This is a genomic window from Streptomyces sp. NPDC001157 (genome assembly GCF_053598255.1).
The window spans coordinates 298,210-313,435 of sequence record NZ_JBSFJW010000004.1; the positions used below are offsets into that span (position 1 = coordinate 298,210).

Below are 15,226 nucleotides of genomic sequence, written 5' to 3' on the forward strand. Positions count from 1 at the left end.
CCGCCGGAGTTCTTCCTGCCTTTTGGTGGCTCATTGCCTGTCGTCGACGAGGGGGGTGAGGACCGGTGCCTGGCGTGCGCGTGGGATGTGCGGGTGTTGCTGCTGGTCGAGTCCGAAGGTGGTGAAGGCGGTTCGGGTGGGGAGGGGGTAAGTCTCTTTGCCGGTGAGGGAGTTGAGGATGGTGGCCGAGCGCCAGGCGGCGAGGCCGAGGTCGGGGGTGCCGACTCCGTGGGTGTGGCGTTCGGCGTTCTGTACGTAGACGTGGCAGTTGGCGGCGCTGATGGAGGGGTCGAGGGCGAGGCGGAAGTGTTCGTCGATGCGGGGGCGGCCCTGGCTGTCGCGGCGCAGGTAGGGGTCGAGGCCGGCGAGGAGGCGGTCGAGGGGGCGTTCTTGGTAGCCGGTGGCGAGGATGACGGCGTCGGTGGTGAGGCGGGAGCGGGTGTCCTGCTGGGTGTGTTCCAGGTGGAGTTCGACTTTGGTGGTGGCGAGGCGGCCTGCGGTGCGGACGCGGACACCGGGGGTGAGGACGACGTCGGGCCAGCTGCCGTCGAGGGTGCGGTTGTAGAGCTCGTCGTGGATGGCGGCGATGGTGTCGGTGTCGATGCCTTTGTGGAGTTGCCACTGGCTGGTGACGAGGCGGTCGCGGACGGCTTCGGGGAGAGCGTGGAAGTAGCGGGTGTAGTCGGGGGTGAAGTGTTCGAGGCCGAGTTTGGAGTACTCCATCGGGGCGAAGGCCTCGGTGCGGCCGAGCCAGTGGAGGTTTTCGCGGCCGGCGGGGCGGGCGCGGAGCAGGTCGAGGAAGATTTCGGCGCCCGACTGTCCTGATCCGATGACGGTGACGTGGTCGGCGGTGAGGAACGTGTCGCGGTGGGCGAGGTAGTCGGCGGAGTGGACGACGGGTACGCCGGGCGCTTCGACGAGGGTTTTGAGGGGTTCGGGGATGTGGGGTTCGGTGCCGATGCCGAGGGCGATGTTGCGGGTGTGGGTGCGGCCGAGGGCTTCGGCTTCTCCGTCGGGGCCGAGTTGGGTGTAGTCGACTTCGAAGATGTCGCGTTCGGGGTTCCAGCGGACGGCGTCGATCTGGTGGCCGAAGTGGAGTGCGGGGAGGCCCGCTGCGACCCAGCGGCAGTAGGTGTCGTACTCGGCGCGCTGGATGTGGAAGCGCTCGGCGAAGTAGAAGGGGAAGAGGCGGTCGCGGGATTTGAGGTGGTTGAGGAAGGTCCAGGGGCTGGTGGGGTCGGCGAGGGTCACCAGGTCGGCGAGGAAGGGGACTTGGATGCGGGCGCCGTCGATGAGGAGGCCGGGGTGCCAGGCGAAGGTGGCGCGCTGGTCGTAGAAGGCGGTGTCGAGTTCGGCGAGGGGGTGGGCTAGGGCGGCGAGGGAGAGGTTGAAGGGGCCGATGCCGATGCCGACGAGGTCGCGGGGTGCGTCGGGCTCGTGGTGTGGAGGGTGGGGGTGTGGGTGCGGGGGCGTGCTCATCGGGGTGGTTCCTTCCACGGGTCTTCGGCGGGGTCTTCGGTGGGTTCTTCGATTTCGCGGGCGGCTTCGTCTCGGGCGGCTTGGTGTCGGGCGGCTTGGTGTCAGGCGGCTTCGCTCGGGTGACTTCACTCAGGCGGGTTCGTCGGTGGCCTTTTCGACGAGCGTGAGGAGGGTGGCGAGGTCGTCGGGGCGGGTGTGGGGGTTGAGCAGGGTGGCTTTGAGCCAGAGGCGGCCGTCGAGGCGGGCGCGGCCGAGGACGGCGCGGCCCTGGTGGAGGAGTTTTCGGCGTACGGCGGCGACGGCGTCGTCGGTGGTGTGTGCGGGCCGGAACAGGACTGTGCTGATGGTGGGGCGGCCGTGGAGCTCGAAGCGCGGATGGTCGCGGACGAGGGCGGCGAACTCCTGTGCCTGTTCGCAGACTTGGTCGACGAGTACGCCGAGTCCGGTGCGGCCGAGGGTTTTGAGGGTGACGGCGATCTTGAGGATGTCGGGGCGGCGGGTGGTGCGCAGGGAGCGGCCGAGGAGGTCGGGGAGGCCGGCCTCGGTGTCGTCGTCGGCGTTGAGGTAGTCGGCGTGCTGGTTCAGGGCGGCGAGGTCGTGGGGGTCGCGTACGGCGAGGAGGCCGGCCGCGACCGGCTGCCAGCCGAGTTTGTGCAGGTCGAGGGTGATGGTGTGGGCGTGGTCCAGGCCGGTGAGTTTTGCGCGGTGGCGGTCGCTGAAGAGGAGGCCTCCGCCGTAGGCGGCGTCGATGTGCAGGCGGGTGCCGTGGGTTCGGCAGACGGTGGCGATCTCGGGGAGCGGGTCGATGAGTCCGGCGTCGGTGGTGCCGGCGGTGGCGGCGACGAGGTGGGGGCCGGGGAGGGTGGTGAGGGCTTCGTCGAGGGCACCGGGGTCGAGGATCCCGGCGGGCGCGGGCACCATCACCGGTTCGGGCAGTCCCAGTAGCCAGGCGGCACGCGGCAGGGAGTGGTGGGCGTTGGCCCCGCAGACCAGGTGGACACCGGCTCCGAGGGTCTCGCGGGCGAGGAGGAGGGCGAGTTGGTTGGATTCGGTGCCGCCGGTGGTGACGAGGGCGTCGGATGCGCCGGCTTCTCTCGCCAGTGCCTCGGTGACGAGGGTTTCCAGTTCGGAGGCGGCCGGGGCCTGGTCCCAGGAGTCGAGGGAGGGGTTGAGGACGCTTGCGGCGAGGTCGGCGGCGGTGGCGACGGCGAGGGGCGGGCAGTGCAGATGGGCGGCGCACAGCGGGTCGGCGGGGTCGGCGGCGCCTTCGGCGAGGGCGTGCACGAGGGTGCCCAGCGCGTCGGGGTCGCCGTGCTGGGGCAGTACGTCGCCGAGGGCGCCCCGTAGGCGGGTGGCGACGGCGGCGGGTCCGCCGGCGGGCAGGGGCCCTCCGCGTGCGTGTGCGCCGTCGTCGAGTGCGTGGAGCACGGTGTCGAGCAACGGCCTCAGGACGTGGGGGCCTTCGGGGCCGGAGGCGAGGCTCGGTGTGCTCATGGGGTTCCTCCCGGGCGCGCGGGCAGAGGGGGTTCCAGCTTGTCGGTGTTTGTGTGCGCGTGCCCGAGAGGTTCAACGATCAGAACCCGAAAGGGTGGCCTTGCGGCTTTCCTGCGGGGGAAACCTGTTAGGGGTCTGGGTGTTGGGGCCGTTGCCCGGTCTCAGGCCCTGTACCGTTGCCCGGTCTCAGGCCCGGAAGTCGTCTATGTGGTCGTCGGCCCGGGCGGTGAAGGTGCGGGCCGGGGTTCCGGTGATCTTTTCGACGGTGGTGGTGATCTCCGGGGGGGGACGCCGACGGTGGCCGCGAAGGACTTCAGCAGGCTCTCGCGCAGCTGCGGCGGGAGGCCCGGGAAGAGCTCGGGGCCGGCTTGGTCGGGCGCCACCTCGACGAAGTCCAGGTCGCGTCCGATGGCCCGGCCGATGGAGCGCCCCCATCCACGAGGACGACGTCGCCGCGGTCGCCGAACGCGCCCTCCTCGACCCCGGCCACGAAGGCGCCGTCCACCGCCTCACCGGGCCCGAAGCGGACGCCGGCCGTGCGGGCCGCCGTCAGCAGGTCGGTGTCTGCCTGGATGTAGAGGAAGAGCCTGGACGCTCCTTCGAACAGGGCCTCAGGCCGGTCGTGTTGGAGGCGTACCACCTCGGCCCCGTGGGGCAGTGCGGCCCGCTGTGGGTCACGGGTCAGGGCCCGCACCGGCTGCCCGTCGGCGACGAGGCGTTCGACGAGGGCAAGGCCGACATTGCCGGTGGCGCCGGTCACCACGATCACGGGGTTGCCTCCTGAGGAGAGTGCGGGCTGATCGTCCTTGGCCCGGTCGAGCCCAGGAAGGACGATCAGCTCCCCGCATCGTCGTCAGGGACCAGCCGTGCCCGCGGTGTCGTACGTCCCCGGTCCTAGGCCTGCCTGACCCGCAACGCCCGTGCCAGGTCGTCGAGTTCGTCGGTCAGGCTGCGGCGCAGGGCTGGGATCGGGTCGGCGGTGGCGAGGCACTCTTCGCCGAGGTGCAGGTTCTCGGTGTCGACGGCGTGGGCGGGGAAGGCCCAGCGGCCGACGGCGGCGGCGATGGCGGGGCCGCGGCGGGCGGCGACGGCGACGGCGTCCTCGTAGTAGCGGGGCACGTACTCGCGTACCAGGTCGGCCTGTTCGGGCTGCCAGAAGCCGCGGGCGGTGGCGGTGAAGAGGTAGTTGGACAGGTCGGTGCGGTCGTCGCTGCCGAACATGGCTTCCCAGGCCCTGGCCTTGGCTTCGGCGTCGGGGAGGGCGGCGCGGCAGCGGGCGGCGCCCTCCTGGCCGGTGGCGGAGGGGTCGCGGTCTAGTTCGGCGGCGATGGCCTGCTCGTCGGTGGCGCCGAGGACGGCGAGGCGGGCGAGGACGCGCCAGCGCAGTTCGGGGTCGAGTTCGGGGCCGCCGGGGACGGTGCCGTCGGCGAGCCAGGCGGCGATGGTGTCGGGGTGGGCGGCGACGTCGATGAGGTGGCGTACGGCGATCAGGCGCAGTCCGGGGTTGTCGCCGTCCTCGGTGCGGCGGATGAGGTCGCGGCACAGGGAGGTGAGGGTGGTGAGGGCTGCCGGGCGCTGTTCGGGGGTGAGGTAGCGGTCGGCGACCTTGGTGCCGGCGAAGGCGAGGACGCCCTGGACGAGGGCGAGGTCGGTTTCGTGCGGGAGGTGGGTGCGGGCGGTCTCCAGGTAGGCGGTGGGCGGGAGTTCGCCGTCGCGGACGGCGTCGCGCAGGGCGTTCCAGACGACTGCTCGGGTGAGGGGGTCGGGCAGGCCGGAGAGGCTGGTGCGGACGGCTTCGAAGGAGTCGGTGTCGAAGCGGATCTTGGCGTAGGTGAGGTCGCCGTCGTTGAGGAGGAGCAGGGCGGGGCGTTTGCCGAGGGGCTCGGCTGTGGTGTGCGGGATGTCGAGGTCGAGGCGGTCGCGCAGGATGAGGTGGCGGCCCTCGTCGGCGACGTCCAGGTCGTAGAGGCCGACGGCGATGCGGTGGGGGCGGCTGCCGGTGTGTTCGACGGTGAGGGTGCAGGTGCCGTCGTCGCCGGGGGTCACCACGGGGGTGAGGGTGTCGACGCCGGTGGTGCGCAGCCAGGCGTCGGCCCAGGCGTGGACGTCGCGTTCGGTGGCGGTGGCGAGGGAGTCGATGAAGTCGGCGAGGGTGGCGTTGGCGAATTTGTGGCGGGCGAAGTGGGTGTTGATGCCGGCGAGGAAGTCCTTGTCGCCGAGCCAGGCGACGAGTTGGCGTAGGGCGGAGGCGCCCTTGGCGTAGGAGATGCCGTCGAAGTTGAGGAGGGCGGAGGCCGTGTCCTCGACGTTCTCGGGGGCTACGGGGTGGGTGGACGGGCGTTGGTCGGCGTCGTAGCCCCAGGCTTTGCGGGCGACTCCGAAGTCGGTCCAGGTGTCGGTGAAGCGGGTCGCCTCGGTGAGGGTCTGGTAGCCCATGTACTCGGCGAAGGACTCGTTCAGCCAGATGTCGTCCCACCAGCGGAGGGTGACGAGGTCGCCGAACCACATGTGGGCCATCTCGTGGGCGATGACCATGGCGCGGGTCTGGCGTTCGGTGTCGGTGACGGCGGAGCGGTAGACGAATTCGTCGCGGAAGGTGACCAGGCCGGGGTTCTCCATGGCGCCGGCGTTGAACTCGGGGACGAAGGCCTGGTCGTAGGAGTCGAAGGGGTAGGGCTCCTCGAATTTTTCGTGGTAGCGGTCGTAGCACTGCTTGGTGATCTCGAGGAGTTCTTCGGCGTCCGCGTCCAGGTGGGGGGCGAGGGAGCGGCGGCAGTGCAGGCCGAAGGGCAGGTCGCGGTGTTCGGTGCGCACGGAGTGCCAGGGGCCGGCGGCGACGGCGACGAGGTAGGTGGAGATCAGGGGGGTGGTGGTGGCCTGCCAGCGGCCTTCGCCGAGGTGTTCGGTGATGCCGTTGGCGAGGACGCTCCAGCCTTCGGGGGCCTTCACGGTCAGGTCGAAGACGGCCTTGAGGTCGGGCTGGTCGAAGGCGGCGAAGACGCGCTGGACGTCGTCCATGAACAGCTGGGTGTAGACGTAGGTCTCGCCGTCGGTGGGGTCGGTGAAGCGGTGCATGCCCTCGCCGGTGCGGGAGTAGCGCATGCTCGCGTCGAGGTGCAGTTCGTGCTCGCCGGCGGTGAGGTTGTTCAGGGGCAGGCGGTTGCCGTCGAGGGTTTCCGGGTCGAGGGGCTGTCCGTCGAGGGTGGCGGTGCGCAGCTGGGCGGGCTTGAGTTCGACGAAGGTGTCTGCGTCCGTGCGCGCGGTGAAGCGGATGACGGTGCGGGAGTCGAAGGTCTCGTCGCCGGTGGTCAGATCGAGGTCGATCGTGTAGCGGTGGACGTCGAGGAGCTTGGCACGGGTCTGCGCTTCGTCGCGCGTCAGAACGGACATGCAGGTAATGCTGCCCGATGGCACTGACAAGGCACAGGGGCGGACCGTTACGCGGCCTATGTCCGTTCCCCTTCGAGCTCCCCGTTGTGCGCCTGGCTGAGGCGCTGGGTGGGGAGGCGGGGGTCGGGGTGGGGCAGGGCGGCGGGGCGGCGGGCGGGGTCGTCGGTGTGGTCCTTGACGAGGGCGCGCAGTTCGCGGATCTCCTGCTCGAGGGCGAGGTGGCGGCGGTGGGTGTCGTAGAGGTAGCGGACCTTGGTGCGCAGCGACCAGGGGTCTATGGGTTTCATGACGAGGTCGGCGACGCCGAGGGCGAAGGCGGTGGCGGTCAGTAACTGGTCGGGGCCGAAGCCGGTGAGGAGGATGACCGGGATGTGCTGGGTCTGTTCCACGCGGCGCATGTAGCGGACGACGTCCAGGCCGCTGACGCCGGGCATGCGGACGTCGAGCAGGAGGAGGCCGACCTGTCCGCGGAGCACCTGCTTGAGGGCCTCGTCGCCGTTGGTGGCGCGGCCCAGCTGATAGCCCAGCGGGGCCAGGGCGCTCTCCAGGGCGTACAGGGTGTCCTCGTGGTCGTCCACGATGAGGATCTTGGCTTCCGGCATGGCCCGTCGTCCCTCCCGCGTGGACAACCAGCTTATGTCCGAGGTGCTGACGTGGCGTGGCCGTCAGCTGACAAGGAGTGCACAGCGCAGCATGCCCTGTGCGGGCCCTTCTGTCACGTCCTCTGCGGCATCCAGCGAGGTCAATTCGCCGTTTTTGCGGAGCCGTTCACGGCGTCGTCGGCGATGCGTTCGTGGTGGCGGATCACTTCGGCGATGATGAAATTCAGGAACTTCTCAGCGAACGCCGGGTCCAGCTTGGCGCTTTCGGCGAGGGCGCGCAGCCGCTCGATCTGGCGGGCCTCGCGGGCGGGGTCGGCGGGCGGCAGCTTGTGTGCGGCCTTGAGGTGGCCGACCTGCTGGGTGGCCTTGAAGCGTTCGGCGAGCATGTGGATGACGGCTGCGTCGATGTTGTCGATGCTGTCGCGCAGCCGGGCGAGTTCCTCGCGGACGGCGGGGTCGACGTCGCGGGTGCCGGTGTTGCTGGTGGTCATGAGCGCCCAGCCTACGTGGCGGGCGTGGGTTCGATCATCCCTGTTTGCCTACTTGGCGGGCGGGGGTTCGATCATCGGCGGATCGTCGGGGCCGGGAACCTGGTTGCTCCAGCCGCCGGGGACGGCGCCGTACTGCTGGGCGCGGAAGCGGACGGGCGGCATGCCGACGCGGCGCGTGAAAAGGCGGGAGAAGTAGGCGGGGTCGTCGTAGCCGACGCGGCGGGCGACGGCGGCGACGGGGAGTTCGGTGGCGGCGAGGAGCTCCTTGGCGCGGCCGAGGCGGATGCCGAGCAGGTAGTCCTTGGGGCTGCAGCCGGCGCCGCGGCGTACGGCGGTGCGCAGTTCGGCGGGGGTCATGCCGTGCCGGGCGGCGTGGTCGGCGACCGTCAGGGGCAGGCAGGCGTCGCGGGCGAGGGCCTTGAGCACGGGGTCGCCGTCGGGGGCGAGGTCGGCTCGGGCGCGGCGCAGGGCGACGAGGAGTTCGTGGACGGCGGCGCCGGTCTCCACCTCCAGGAGGGGGTTGCCGTGGCGGGCGGCGCGGGCGATGCGGCCGATGACGGCGCGCGGGCCGGTGGCGTCGGAGAGGGGGACGACGGGGCGGTCGGGTTCGATGTAGCCGAGTTCGGTGTAGGTGGTGGTGGCGGGCCCGGTGAAGACGGCGAAGCCCTCGTCCCAGCCGGTGCCGGGGTCGGGTCCGTAGTGGTGCGGTGTGCCGGGGGTGAGCCACAGCAGTGCGGGCGCGGTGACGGTGGCGCGGCGGCCGTCGGGGTGCTGGTACCAGCCGCTGCCGGTGTTGATGACGACGGCGACGTGGTGGTCGAGGGTGCGGGGGCCGACGGTGGGCAGCGGGCCGTACTGCAGGCCGACGCCGAGGCAGACGAGGCCGAGGCGGTGGTGGGCCGGTCCGGGCGTGAAGAACCGCATCCAGGTGTGGTACATCGCCTGCGCTCCTCCCGGCGTCGTTCGGGGCCGTTGCCCGGCCATTGTTCGGATCGTCGTCCGGCGGTCGTGTTTTCGTCCAAGCAGCGCCGATCTTTGTCCATGGACGGTGATCGGTGCCAGGGGTGAGGCTGGGGTGCATGAGCGAGTTCACGGTGGGCGATGCGGACTTCCTGCTGGACGGGCGGCCGGTGCGGGTGCTGTCGGGTGCGCTGCACTACTTCCGGGTGCACGAGGAGCACTGGGGTCACCGGCTGGCGATGCTGCGGTCGATGGGCCTGAACTGCGTGGAGACGTATGTGCCGTGGAACCTGCACGAGCCGGGTCCGGGGCGCTTCGCTGACGTGCAGGCGCTGGGCCGTTTCCTGGACGCGGCCCGGGAGGCGGGGCTGTGGGCGATCGTGCGGCCGGGGCCGTACATCTGCGCCGAGTGGGAGAACGGCGGGCTGCCGCACTGGCTGACGGGCGAGCTGGGCACGCGCGCGCGTACCCGCGACGAGCGGTTCCTGAGCCACCTGGAGCGCTGGTTCGGCGTGCTGCTGCCTCAGGTCGTGGACCGGCAGATCGACCGCGGCGGCCCGGTGATCATGGTGCAGGTGGAGAACGAGTACGGCAGCTACGGCTCGGACGCCGTGTATCTGCGCCACCTGGCCGACCTGCTGCGGGACGCGGGGGTCAGGGTGCCGCTGGTCACCTCGGACGGCCCGGAGGACCACATGCTCGGCGGCGGCAGCATCCCGGGGGTGCTCGCCACGGTGAACTTCGGCTCCCGCGCGCGTGAGGGCTTCGAGACGCTGCGCCGGCACCGTCCCGAGGGGCCGCTGATGTGCATGGAGTTCTGGTGCGGCTGGTTCGACCACTGGGGCGGCGAGCACATCACCCGTGGCGCCGACGATGCCGCGGCCGCCCTGCGGGAGATCCTGGAGTGCGGGGCCTCGGTCAACCTGTACATGGCGCACGGCGGGACCAGTTTCGCCGGCTGGGCGGGCGCCAACAGGGGCGGCGGCGCGCTGCACGAGGGGCCGCTGGAGCCGGATGTGACGTCGTACGACTACGACGCCCCGATCGACGAGTTCGGCCGGCCGACGGAGAAGTTCTGGCGGCTGCGGGAGGTCCTCGCCGAGTACGCCGAGGATCCGCTGCCCGAACTGCCGCCCGCGCCCGCGCGGTTGGGGGCGTCGGCCGAGGTGCGCCTGGACGGGTGGGCGCCGTTGGCCGCCGTACTGGAGGCGCGGGGAGGCCCGGAGACCTCGGCGCCCGTGCCGCCCACCTTCGAGGAACTGGACGTGGACCGCGGGCTCGTCCGGTACGCGGTGACGGTGCCCGGGCCGCGGCAGCCGTATCCGCTGACCGCACGCGGTCTGCGGGATCTGGCCGTGGTGTACGTCGACGGCGAGCGGGCCGGTGTGCTCGCCGAGGGCGACGAGCAGCTCAAGGAACCGATCGGCGGGCACGCGCGCGTGGAGCTGTGGGTGGAGTCCCTGGGGCGCGTCAACTACGGGCCGCGCAGCGGGGAGCCCAAGGGGATCACCGGGGGCCTGCTGCACGAGCGGCAGTATCTGCACGGAGTACGCGCGCGTGGGCTGCGCCTGGATGCGCTGGACGACATCGGGGACGTCGGCTTCCAGCCGCTCGCGGGGGACGGCGCCCCGGGGCTGTACCGGGGCACCGTCACCGTGCGGGGCGCCGGGGACGCACGGCTCGAACTGCCCGGCTGGACCCGCGGATTCGCCTGGGTCAACGGGTTCAACCTGGGCCGCTACTGGTCGGCGGGCCCCCAGCGCTCCCTGTACGTGCCCGGTCCGGTGCTACGCGAGGGCGACAACGAGGTGTGGTTGCTGGAGTTCGAGGAGGCGGCAGCGGGGGCCGCGCTGTTGCAGGCCCTCTAGCGGTCTTCATGGGGGCGGTTCGACGGGCGGACGGGCGGCCCACAGCATTGCGATCAGGAGGCATGCATGACAGAGGCATGCATGCCAAAGGCCGGGAGCATGCCCGCGCCCTGGAACCCGGCCGGGGAAATTCCGCCCACCTCCCCGTAGAGTGGAATCGGGTTCAGGGCGTCTTGGGGGTTCGGGCGTGGCGAACGGCGGACCGGTCCAGCACGGCTACCCACACCTGGAGACGGTGCGGGCCGCCATCACCGCGCTCTACAAACGGCTGTCGTACGACACCATCCAGACCTTCTCCGGCAGTGTCCTGCCCGCCGATGTGGCCTTCTGCGACACCGACGACCTCTATCTGGGCGCACAGCGGGTGGCCCGCGAGCTGGTGCGCCACTACCGGCTGCCGGACGCCCGGCTGATCGTCAGCTTCCGTGAGATGCAGCATGCGGCGAACGTCGAACTCGCCGCGGGCCCCGAGTACTTCGTCGAGCTGAACGACCGCTTCCGCACCCACCGCCGCGACATCGGTGCCGCCCTGGCCCACGAGATCATGCATGTGTATCTGCACCGCCTGGACCTGTCCTTCCCCGGCACCCGCGACAACGAGATCCTCACGGACACGGCGACGACCTACCTGGGGGCGGGCTGGCTGCTGCTGGACGCCTACCGGGAGGACTCGACGTCCTCCCAGAAGCTCGGCTATCTGACCCCCGAGGAGTTCGGCTACGTCCTGGCGAAGCGCGCGCTGATCTTCGACGAGGACCCGTCGATCTGGTTCACCAGCCCCCAGGCCTACGAGGCCTACACCCGGGGCATGGCACAGGCCCGCCACGACGAGCAGCAGCCCCCGCTGACGGCCGCCGGCTGGGCGGGCCGCCGCCGCTACGCCCGCGACCGCCGCCACGCCCCCGGGCCGCAGCCCGGCGTGCCCTACACCTTCACCCCCGACGGCGGCGGCCGCCTGCGCGTCTCGTTCCCCTGCCCGACGTGTCATCAGAAGATCCGGGTGCCGGTACGGGGGCGCGTCCGCGCGCGGTGTGCGCTGTGCCGGACGGTGCTGGAGTGTGACACCTAGGGGTGCTGCTCTGCTCCCGGCGCTGCAGTGAGGTCCGGGGGCTCTGCTCCCGGACCTCCGTTCGGCCTGAACGGCCTCGTCCTCACACGCCGGACGGGCTGAGAGTACCTGCGCGGCGTGGGAGGGCTCCGCACAGTGCCGCGCACGCCACGAACACGGCGGTCACCCAGGGCATGGCCGCCGTCAGTGCGTCCGTCAGGCCGTTGCCCGCGTGGTCGAAGAACACCGTGCCGACCGTCGCCGCGCCCAGCGCGCCCCCGAACTGCTGCGCCGTGGAGAAGATCCCGGACGCCCCGCCCGCCAGCTCCACCGGCACCGCGGACAGCACCACGTTCACCAGCGGCACCACCAGGAAGCCCAGTCCGGCCCCCGCGATCACCAGGCCCGGCACCAGCGGCCAGGCGCCGGTGTGTACGGCGGGCGCGCCGGTGACCGCTGCCCACACCCAGCCCAGACCGGCGGCCATCATCAGGGCGCCGGCCCCGAGCACCAGGCGCCCGAACCGCATCGCGAGTGCGTCAGCGGCAGGCGCCGTGAGGAAGCTCCCGGCCGAGAAGGCCACGGTCACCACTCCGGCCTGCATCGGCGTGTACTGCTCGCTCCCCTGCAGCCAGAGCGCGAAGACCAGGAAGAACCCCTGCATGCCGACCGAGAACAGCAGCTGCACCAGCACGCCCACGGAGAACGCGGGCAGCCGGAACGCCCGCGCCGGCAGCAGCGGCACCGTCCCCGCCCCGCGCCGGCGCGCCTCGAACACGCCGAGCCCGGCGACGGCGCAGACACCCGCGGCGAGGCAGAACCAACCCCACATCGGCCATCCGTTCCCCCGGCCCTGTACCAGCGGGAGCACGATCGCCACCAGCCCGGCCGCCAGCACCGCGCTCCCGAGCAGATCCGGCCGCCCGGCCGACCGCTCCTTCGTGGACGGCACCAGCACCAGGCCCGCGAGCAGCGTGCAAACCGCCACCGGCACGTTCACCAGGAACACCGAGCGCCAGCCCCAGCCGAACAGATCGGCATCGGTCAGCAGGCCGCCGAGGAGCAGCCCCACCGCCGAGGCGAACCCGGCGACGGCCCCGTACATCCCGAACGCGGCACCACGCTCCTTGCCCGCGAACAGGGTGCGGAAGGAGCCGAGCACCTGCGGTATCAGCACCGCCGCCAGCACACCCTGCACGGCCCGCGCGGCGATCAGCTGCCCGGGCGTCTGGGCGAGGCCGCACCCCAGGCTGGCCAGGCCGAAGCCCGCGGTGCCGGCGAGGAAGAGTCCCCGGCGCCCGAAGCGGTCCCCGAGATGCCCGGAGACGATCAGTGTGGCGGCGAAGCCCAGCAGATAGGCCGAGACCACCCACTGCAGCTCGCTCTGTGAGGCGTGCAGGTCACGGCCGATGGACGGGATCGCCACATTGACGATCGTCACGTCCAGCAGGTCCATCAGCGCAGCGATCATCATCACGACGGCGGCGGCCCAGCGGCGCGGATACGGATCCGCCCCGGTGGGCGGGGACATGGCAAGGGTGGTGGTCATGGCGTCTCCCGTTCGGGCCCGGACTTCGTCGAGTCCGGATTTATTTCGTTCGGACGAACGAAAGACTTGCACCGACACTCCTGTGATCGCAAGTACTTAGTTCGACCGAACGAAATATTTGCTACGATGGCGCCATGAGCGGCAGCGAGACGGGATCCGAACAGCCCCTGGTGCCGAACCTTGAGTCGGCCGTCCCCACGGGCGACAAGCGGCGGGCCGAGACGCTGTTGCGGCTGTTCGCCGTGGGCCGGGAGAACAGTGGGGCCACCGTGATGTTCCATTCCGCGGTGTCCGCCAAGCAGGGCCTGATCCCGAGCGAGGAGAAGGCCCTCGACCTCCTGGAGCGGCACGGCCCGCTCACCGCGAAGGACCTCGCCGAGCACACCGGCCTGGCCCCCGCATCCGTCACCGGCCTGGTCGACCGCCTCGAAGCCAAGGACTTCGTACGCCGGGTCAAGCATCCGACGGACAAGCGGCGGGTGCTCGTCGAGCTGAACCGGGAGAAAGTCGCCCATCTCTTCGCGTTCTTCGAGGAATGGGCGCGCGATATCGCCGCGGCCTGCGAGGAGTTCAGCACGGACGAGCTGGACACCGTGATCCGCTTCCTCCAGGTGATGACGCAGGAGCAGCGCAGGGCCGCCGCCCGTCTCAGCGACTGAGCGCGCTCAGGCCCCGTACACCGCGCCCGGCTGCGCCGCCTCCGCCAGCAGCTTGAGTGCCGCCTCGCCCGCCTCGCCGGGACTCCAGCGGGCACCCTTGTCGGCGCTCGGGCCCGGCCGCCAGCCCTCCATGACCGTGATCCGGCCGCCCTCCGCCTCGAACACGCGCCCGCTCACACCGGCGCTCATGGCTGAGCCGAGCCAGACGACGAGCGGGGAGACGTTCTCGGGGGCCATCGCGTCGAAGCCGGCCGCCGGCGCCGTCATGGTGTCGGCGAAGGTGCGTTCCGTCATCCGGGTTCGGGCAGCGGGCGCCACGGCGTTGACCTGGACGCCGTACCGGCGCAGTTCGGCCGCGGCGACCAGCGTCAGGCCGACGATGCCGGCCTTCGCGGCGCTGTAGTTGCCCTGCCCGACCGACCCCAGCAGCCCGGCCCCGCTGCTGGTGTTGACGATCCGGGCCACCGGCATACGGCCCGCCTTGGCCTCGGCCCGCCAGTGCGCGGCCGCGTGCTTCAGCGGCAGGAAGTGGCCCTTGAGGTGGACGCGCAGGACGGCGTCCCAGTCGTCCTCGTCGAGGTTGACGAGCATCCGGTCGCGCAGGAACCCCGCGTTGTTGACGAGGGTGTCGAGCCTGCCGTACGCCTCCAGGGCCGCCTCGATCAGGGAGGACGCCCCCTCGGTGGTGGCGATGTCGCCGCCGTGCGCGATCGCCTCGCCGCCCGCCGCACGGATCTCGTCCACCACCCGCCCGGCCGGGCTGTCGGGGCCCGGCGCCCCGTCCAGGCCCACCCCCAGGTCGTTGACGACCAGCCGGGCGCCCTCCGCCGCGTACGCGCGCGCGTGCGCTCGCCCGAGGCCGCGGCCCGCGCCGGTGACGACCACGACCCGCCCGTCGCAGATTCCGCTCATCTCACGTCTCCTTGTTGGCAGTTGCCGCATCCAGGAACGCAGGCCGCTCCCCTCCCCCGTGCACCAGCAGGCTCGCCCCGCTGATGTAGGCGGCCGCGTCGGAGGCCAGGAACACGGCGGCCGCACCCACGTCGGCGGGCGTGGCCAGGCGGCCGAGCGGCACCGTGCGGGAGACCGCCTCGACGCCGTCCTCGCCGCCGTAGTGGAGGTGGGCCAGCTCGGTGCGGACCATGCCGACGACCAGGGTGTTGACGCGCACCTCGGGCGCCCACTCCACGGCCATCGAGCGGGCCAGGCTATCCAGGCCCGCCTTGGCCGCTCCGTAGGCAGCCGAACCGGGCGAGGGACGGCTGCCGCTGACGCTGCCGATCATCACGACGGCGCCCTGTACCCGTCTGAGCTGTTCGTACGCGGCGAGGGAGGCCGTCAGCGGTGCGACGAGGTTCAGCTCCACCACACGCGCGTGCCGCTCGGCTTCCGCGTCGGCCAGCAGCCGGTAGGGCCCGCCGCCCGCGTTGTTGACCAGGACGTCGAGCCGGCAGAGGTCGGCGAAGAACGAACGTACGGCGGGCGGATCGCGCAGGTCGAGGGGCACGAACTCGACGCCGTCGACCGGGACTTCGGGCGGTCGGCGCGCACAGGCGACGACCTCGGCACCGGCCTCGGCGAAGGCCTGCGCGATCCCGGCCCCGACGCCTCGGGTGCCACCGGTGACGACGACGGTCCTGCCGCTCAGCTGCGGCCGGCGCAACTTATCCACAGGCCTCCCGCTCC

13 protein-coding genes are annotated in these 15,226 nt (G+C 71.6%); 3 read left to right on the forward strand and 10 right to left on the reverse strand.

The annotated features are described in order from the left end of the window. Positions 1-30: 30 nt before the first annotated feature. The 7 genes from ACWDAG_RS09700 to ACWDAG_RS09730 form a co-directional block, all read right to left on the reverse strand. The gene (locus ACWDAG_RS09700; protein WP_450695044.1) at positions 31-1,479 is read right to left on the reverse strand and encodes a lysine N(6)-hydroxylase/L-ornithine N(5)-oxygenase family protein; all 1,449 of its coding nucleotides are present in this window, start codon (positions 1,477-1,479) and stop codon (positions 31-33) included. Positions 1,480-1,608: 129 nt separating this feature from the next. Beyond that, positions 1,609-2,973 carry a pyridoxal phosphate-dependent decarboxylase family protein gene (locus ACWDAG_RS09705; RefSeq protein ID WP_450695045.1) on the reverse strand — a complete coding sequence of 455 codons (1,365 nt, stop codon included), beginning with the start codon at positions 2,971-2,973 and terminating at the stop codon, positions 1,609-1,611. A 313-nt stretch (positions 2,974-3,286) separates the two neighbouring features. After that, positions 3,287-3,742 (reverse strand): SDR family oxidoreductase, encoded by a 456-nt coding sequence (locus ACWDAG_RS09710; protein WP_450695046.1) that lies wholly within the window; start codon positions 3,740-3,742, stop codon positions 3,287-3,289. A 125-nt stretch (positions 3,743-3,867) separates the two neighbouring features. After that, a complete protein-coding gene (pepN, locus tag ACWDAG_RS09715) occupies positions 3,868-6,363 on the reverse strand; it encodes an aminopeptidase N (RefSeq protein ID WP_450695047.1) in 2,496 nt (831 codons plus the stop codon). A 56-nt stretch (positions 6,364-6,419) separates the two neighbouring features. Further along, a complete protein-coding gene (locus ACWDAG_RS09720) occupies positions 6,420-6,965 on the reverse strand; it encodes a response regulator (RefSeq protein ID WP_450695048.1) in 546 nt (181 codons plus the stop codon). Positions 6,966-7,105: 140 nt separating this feature from the next. Next, a complete protein-coding gene (locus tag ACWDAG_RS09725) occupies positions 7,106-7,456 on the reverse strand; it encodes a chorismate mutase (RefSeq protein ID WP_030933038.1) in 351 nt (116 codons plus the stop codon). Positions 7,457-7,504: 48 nt separating this feature from the next. Next, the gene (locus ACWDAG_RS09730) at positions 7,505-8,395 is read right to left on the reverse strand and encodes a helix-turn-helix domain-containing protein (protein WP_450695049.1); all 891 of its coding nucleotides are present in this window, start codon (positions 8,393-8,395) and stop codon (positions 7,505-7,507) included. Between the two features lie 140 nt (positions 8,396-8,535). Here ACWDAG_RS09730 and ACWDAG_RS09735 point away from each other — a divergent pair, with 140 nt between their 5' ends. Together ACWDAG_RS09735 and ACWDAG_RS09740 are read left to right on the forward strand one after the other, a co-directional pair. After that, positions 8,536-10,284: a glycoside hydrolase family 35 protein gene (locus ACWDAG_RS09735; protein ID WP_450695050.1), complete on the forward strand. Its 1,749-nt coding sequence runs from the start codon at positions 8,536-8,538 to the stop codon at positions 10,282-10,284. Between the two features lie 187 nt (positions 10,285-10,471). After that, the gene (locus tag ACWDAG_RS09740) at positions 10,472-11,353 is read left to right on the forward strand and encodes a hypothetical protein (protein WP_450695051.1); all 882 of its coding nucleotides are present in this window, start codon (positions 10,472-10,474) and stop codon (positions 11,351-11,353) included. A gap of 82 nt (positions 11,354-11,435) precedes the next feature. Here ACWDAG_RS09740 and ACWDAG_RS09745 read toward each other — a convergent pair whose 3' ends face one another. After that, a complete protein-coding gene (locus ACWDAG_RS09745; protein WP_450695052.1) occupies positions 11,436-12,881 on the reverse strand; it encodes an MFS transporter in 1,446 nt (481 codons plus the stop codon). 134 nt (positions 12,882-13,015) lie between these two features. Between ACWDAG_RS09745 and ACWDAG_RS09750 the strand changes: the two genes are divergently transcribed. Then, positions 13,016-13,540 (forward strand): MarR family winged helix-turn-helix transcriptional regulator, encoded by a 525-nt coding sequence (locus ACWDAG_RS09750; protein ID WP_450695053.1) that lies wholly within the window; start codon positions 13,016-13,018, stop codon positions 13,538-13,540. Positions 13,541-13,546: 6 nt separating this feature from the next. Here ACWDAG_RS09750 and ACWDAG_RS09755 read toward each other — a convergent pair whose 3' ends face one another. Next, complete coding sequence (locus ACWDAG_RS09755) at positions 13,547-14,452, reverse strand: SDR family oxidoreductase (protein ID WP_450695054.1); 906 nt, start codon at positions 14,450-14,452, stop codon at positions 13,547-13,549. A gap of 1 nt (position 14,453) precedes the next feature. Continuing rightward, entirely contained in the window at positions 14,454-15,212 is a 759-nt protein-coding gene (locus ACWDAG_RS09760; protein ID WP_450695055.1) for an SDR family oxidoreductase, read from the reverse strand. Between the last annotated feature and the right edge of the window lie 14 nt (positions 15,213-15,226).

What these genes read in the sequence shown, in the direction of transcription:
- ACWDAG_RS09700 (WP_450695044.1), bottom strand. Translation starts at nt 1,479, where the DNA reads ATGAGCACGCCCCCGCACCCACACCCCCACCCTCCACACCACGAGCCC.
- ACWDAG_RS09705 (WP_450695045.1), bottom strand. Translation starts at nt 2,973, where the DNA reads ATGAGCACACCGAGCCTCGCCTCCGGCCCCGAAGGCCCCCACGTCCTG.
- pepN (WP_450695047.1), bottom strand. Translation starts at nt 6,363, where the DNA reads ATGTCCGTTCTGACGCGCGACGAAGCGCAGACCCGTGCCAAGCTCCTC.
- ACWDAG_RS09720 (WP_450695048.1), bottom strand. Translation starts at nt 6,965, where the DNA reads ATGCCGGAAGCCAAGATCCTCATCGTGGACGACCACGAGGACACCCTG.
- ACWDAG_RS09725 (WP_030933038.1), bottom strand. Translation starts at nt 7,456, where the DNA reads ATGACCACCAGCAACACCGGCACCCGCGACGTCGACCCCGCCGTCCGC.
- ACWDAG_RS09730 (WP_450695049.1), bottom strand. Translation starts at nt 8,395, where the DNA reads ATGTACCACACCTGGATGCGGTTCTTCACGCCCGGACCGGCCCACCAC.
- ACWDAG_RS09735 (WP_450695050.1), top strand. Translation starts at nt 8,536, where the DNA reads ATGAGCGAGTTCACGGTGGGCGATGCGGACTTCCTGCTGGACGGGCGG.
- ACWDAG_RS09745 (WP_450695052.1), bottom strand. Translation starts at nt 12,881, where the DNA reads ATGACCACCACCCTTGCCATGTCCCCGCCCACCGGGGCGGATCCGTAT.
- ACWDAG_RS09750 (WP_450695053.1), top strand. Translation starts at nt 13,016, where the DNA reads ATGAGCGGCAGCGAGACGGGATCCGAACAGCCCCTGGTGCCGAACCTT.
- ACWDAG_RS09755 (WP_450695054.1), bottom strand. Translation starts at nt 14,452, where the DNA reads ATGAGCGGAATCTGCGACGGGCGGGTCGTGGTCGTCACCGGCGCGGGC.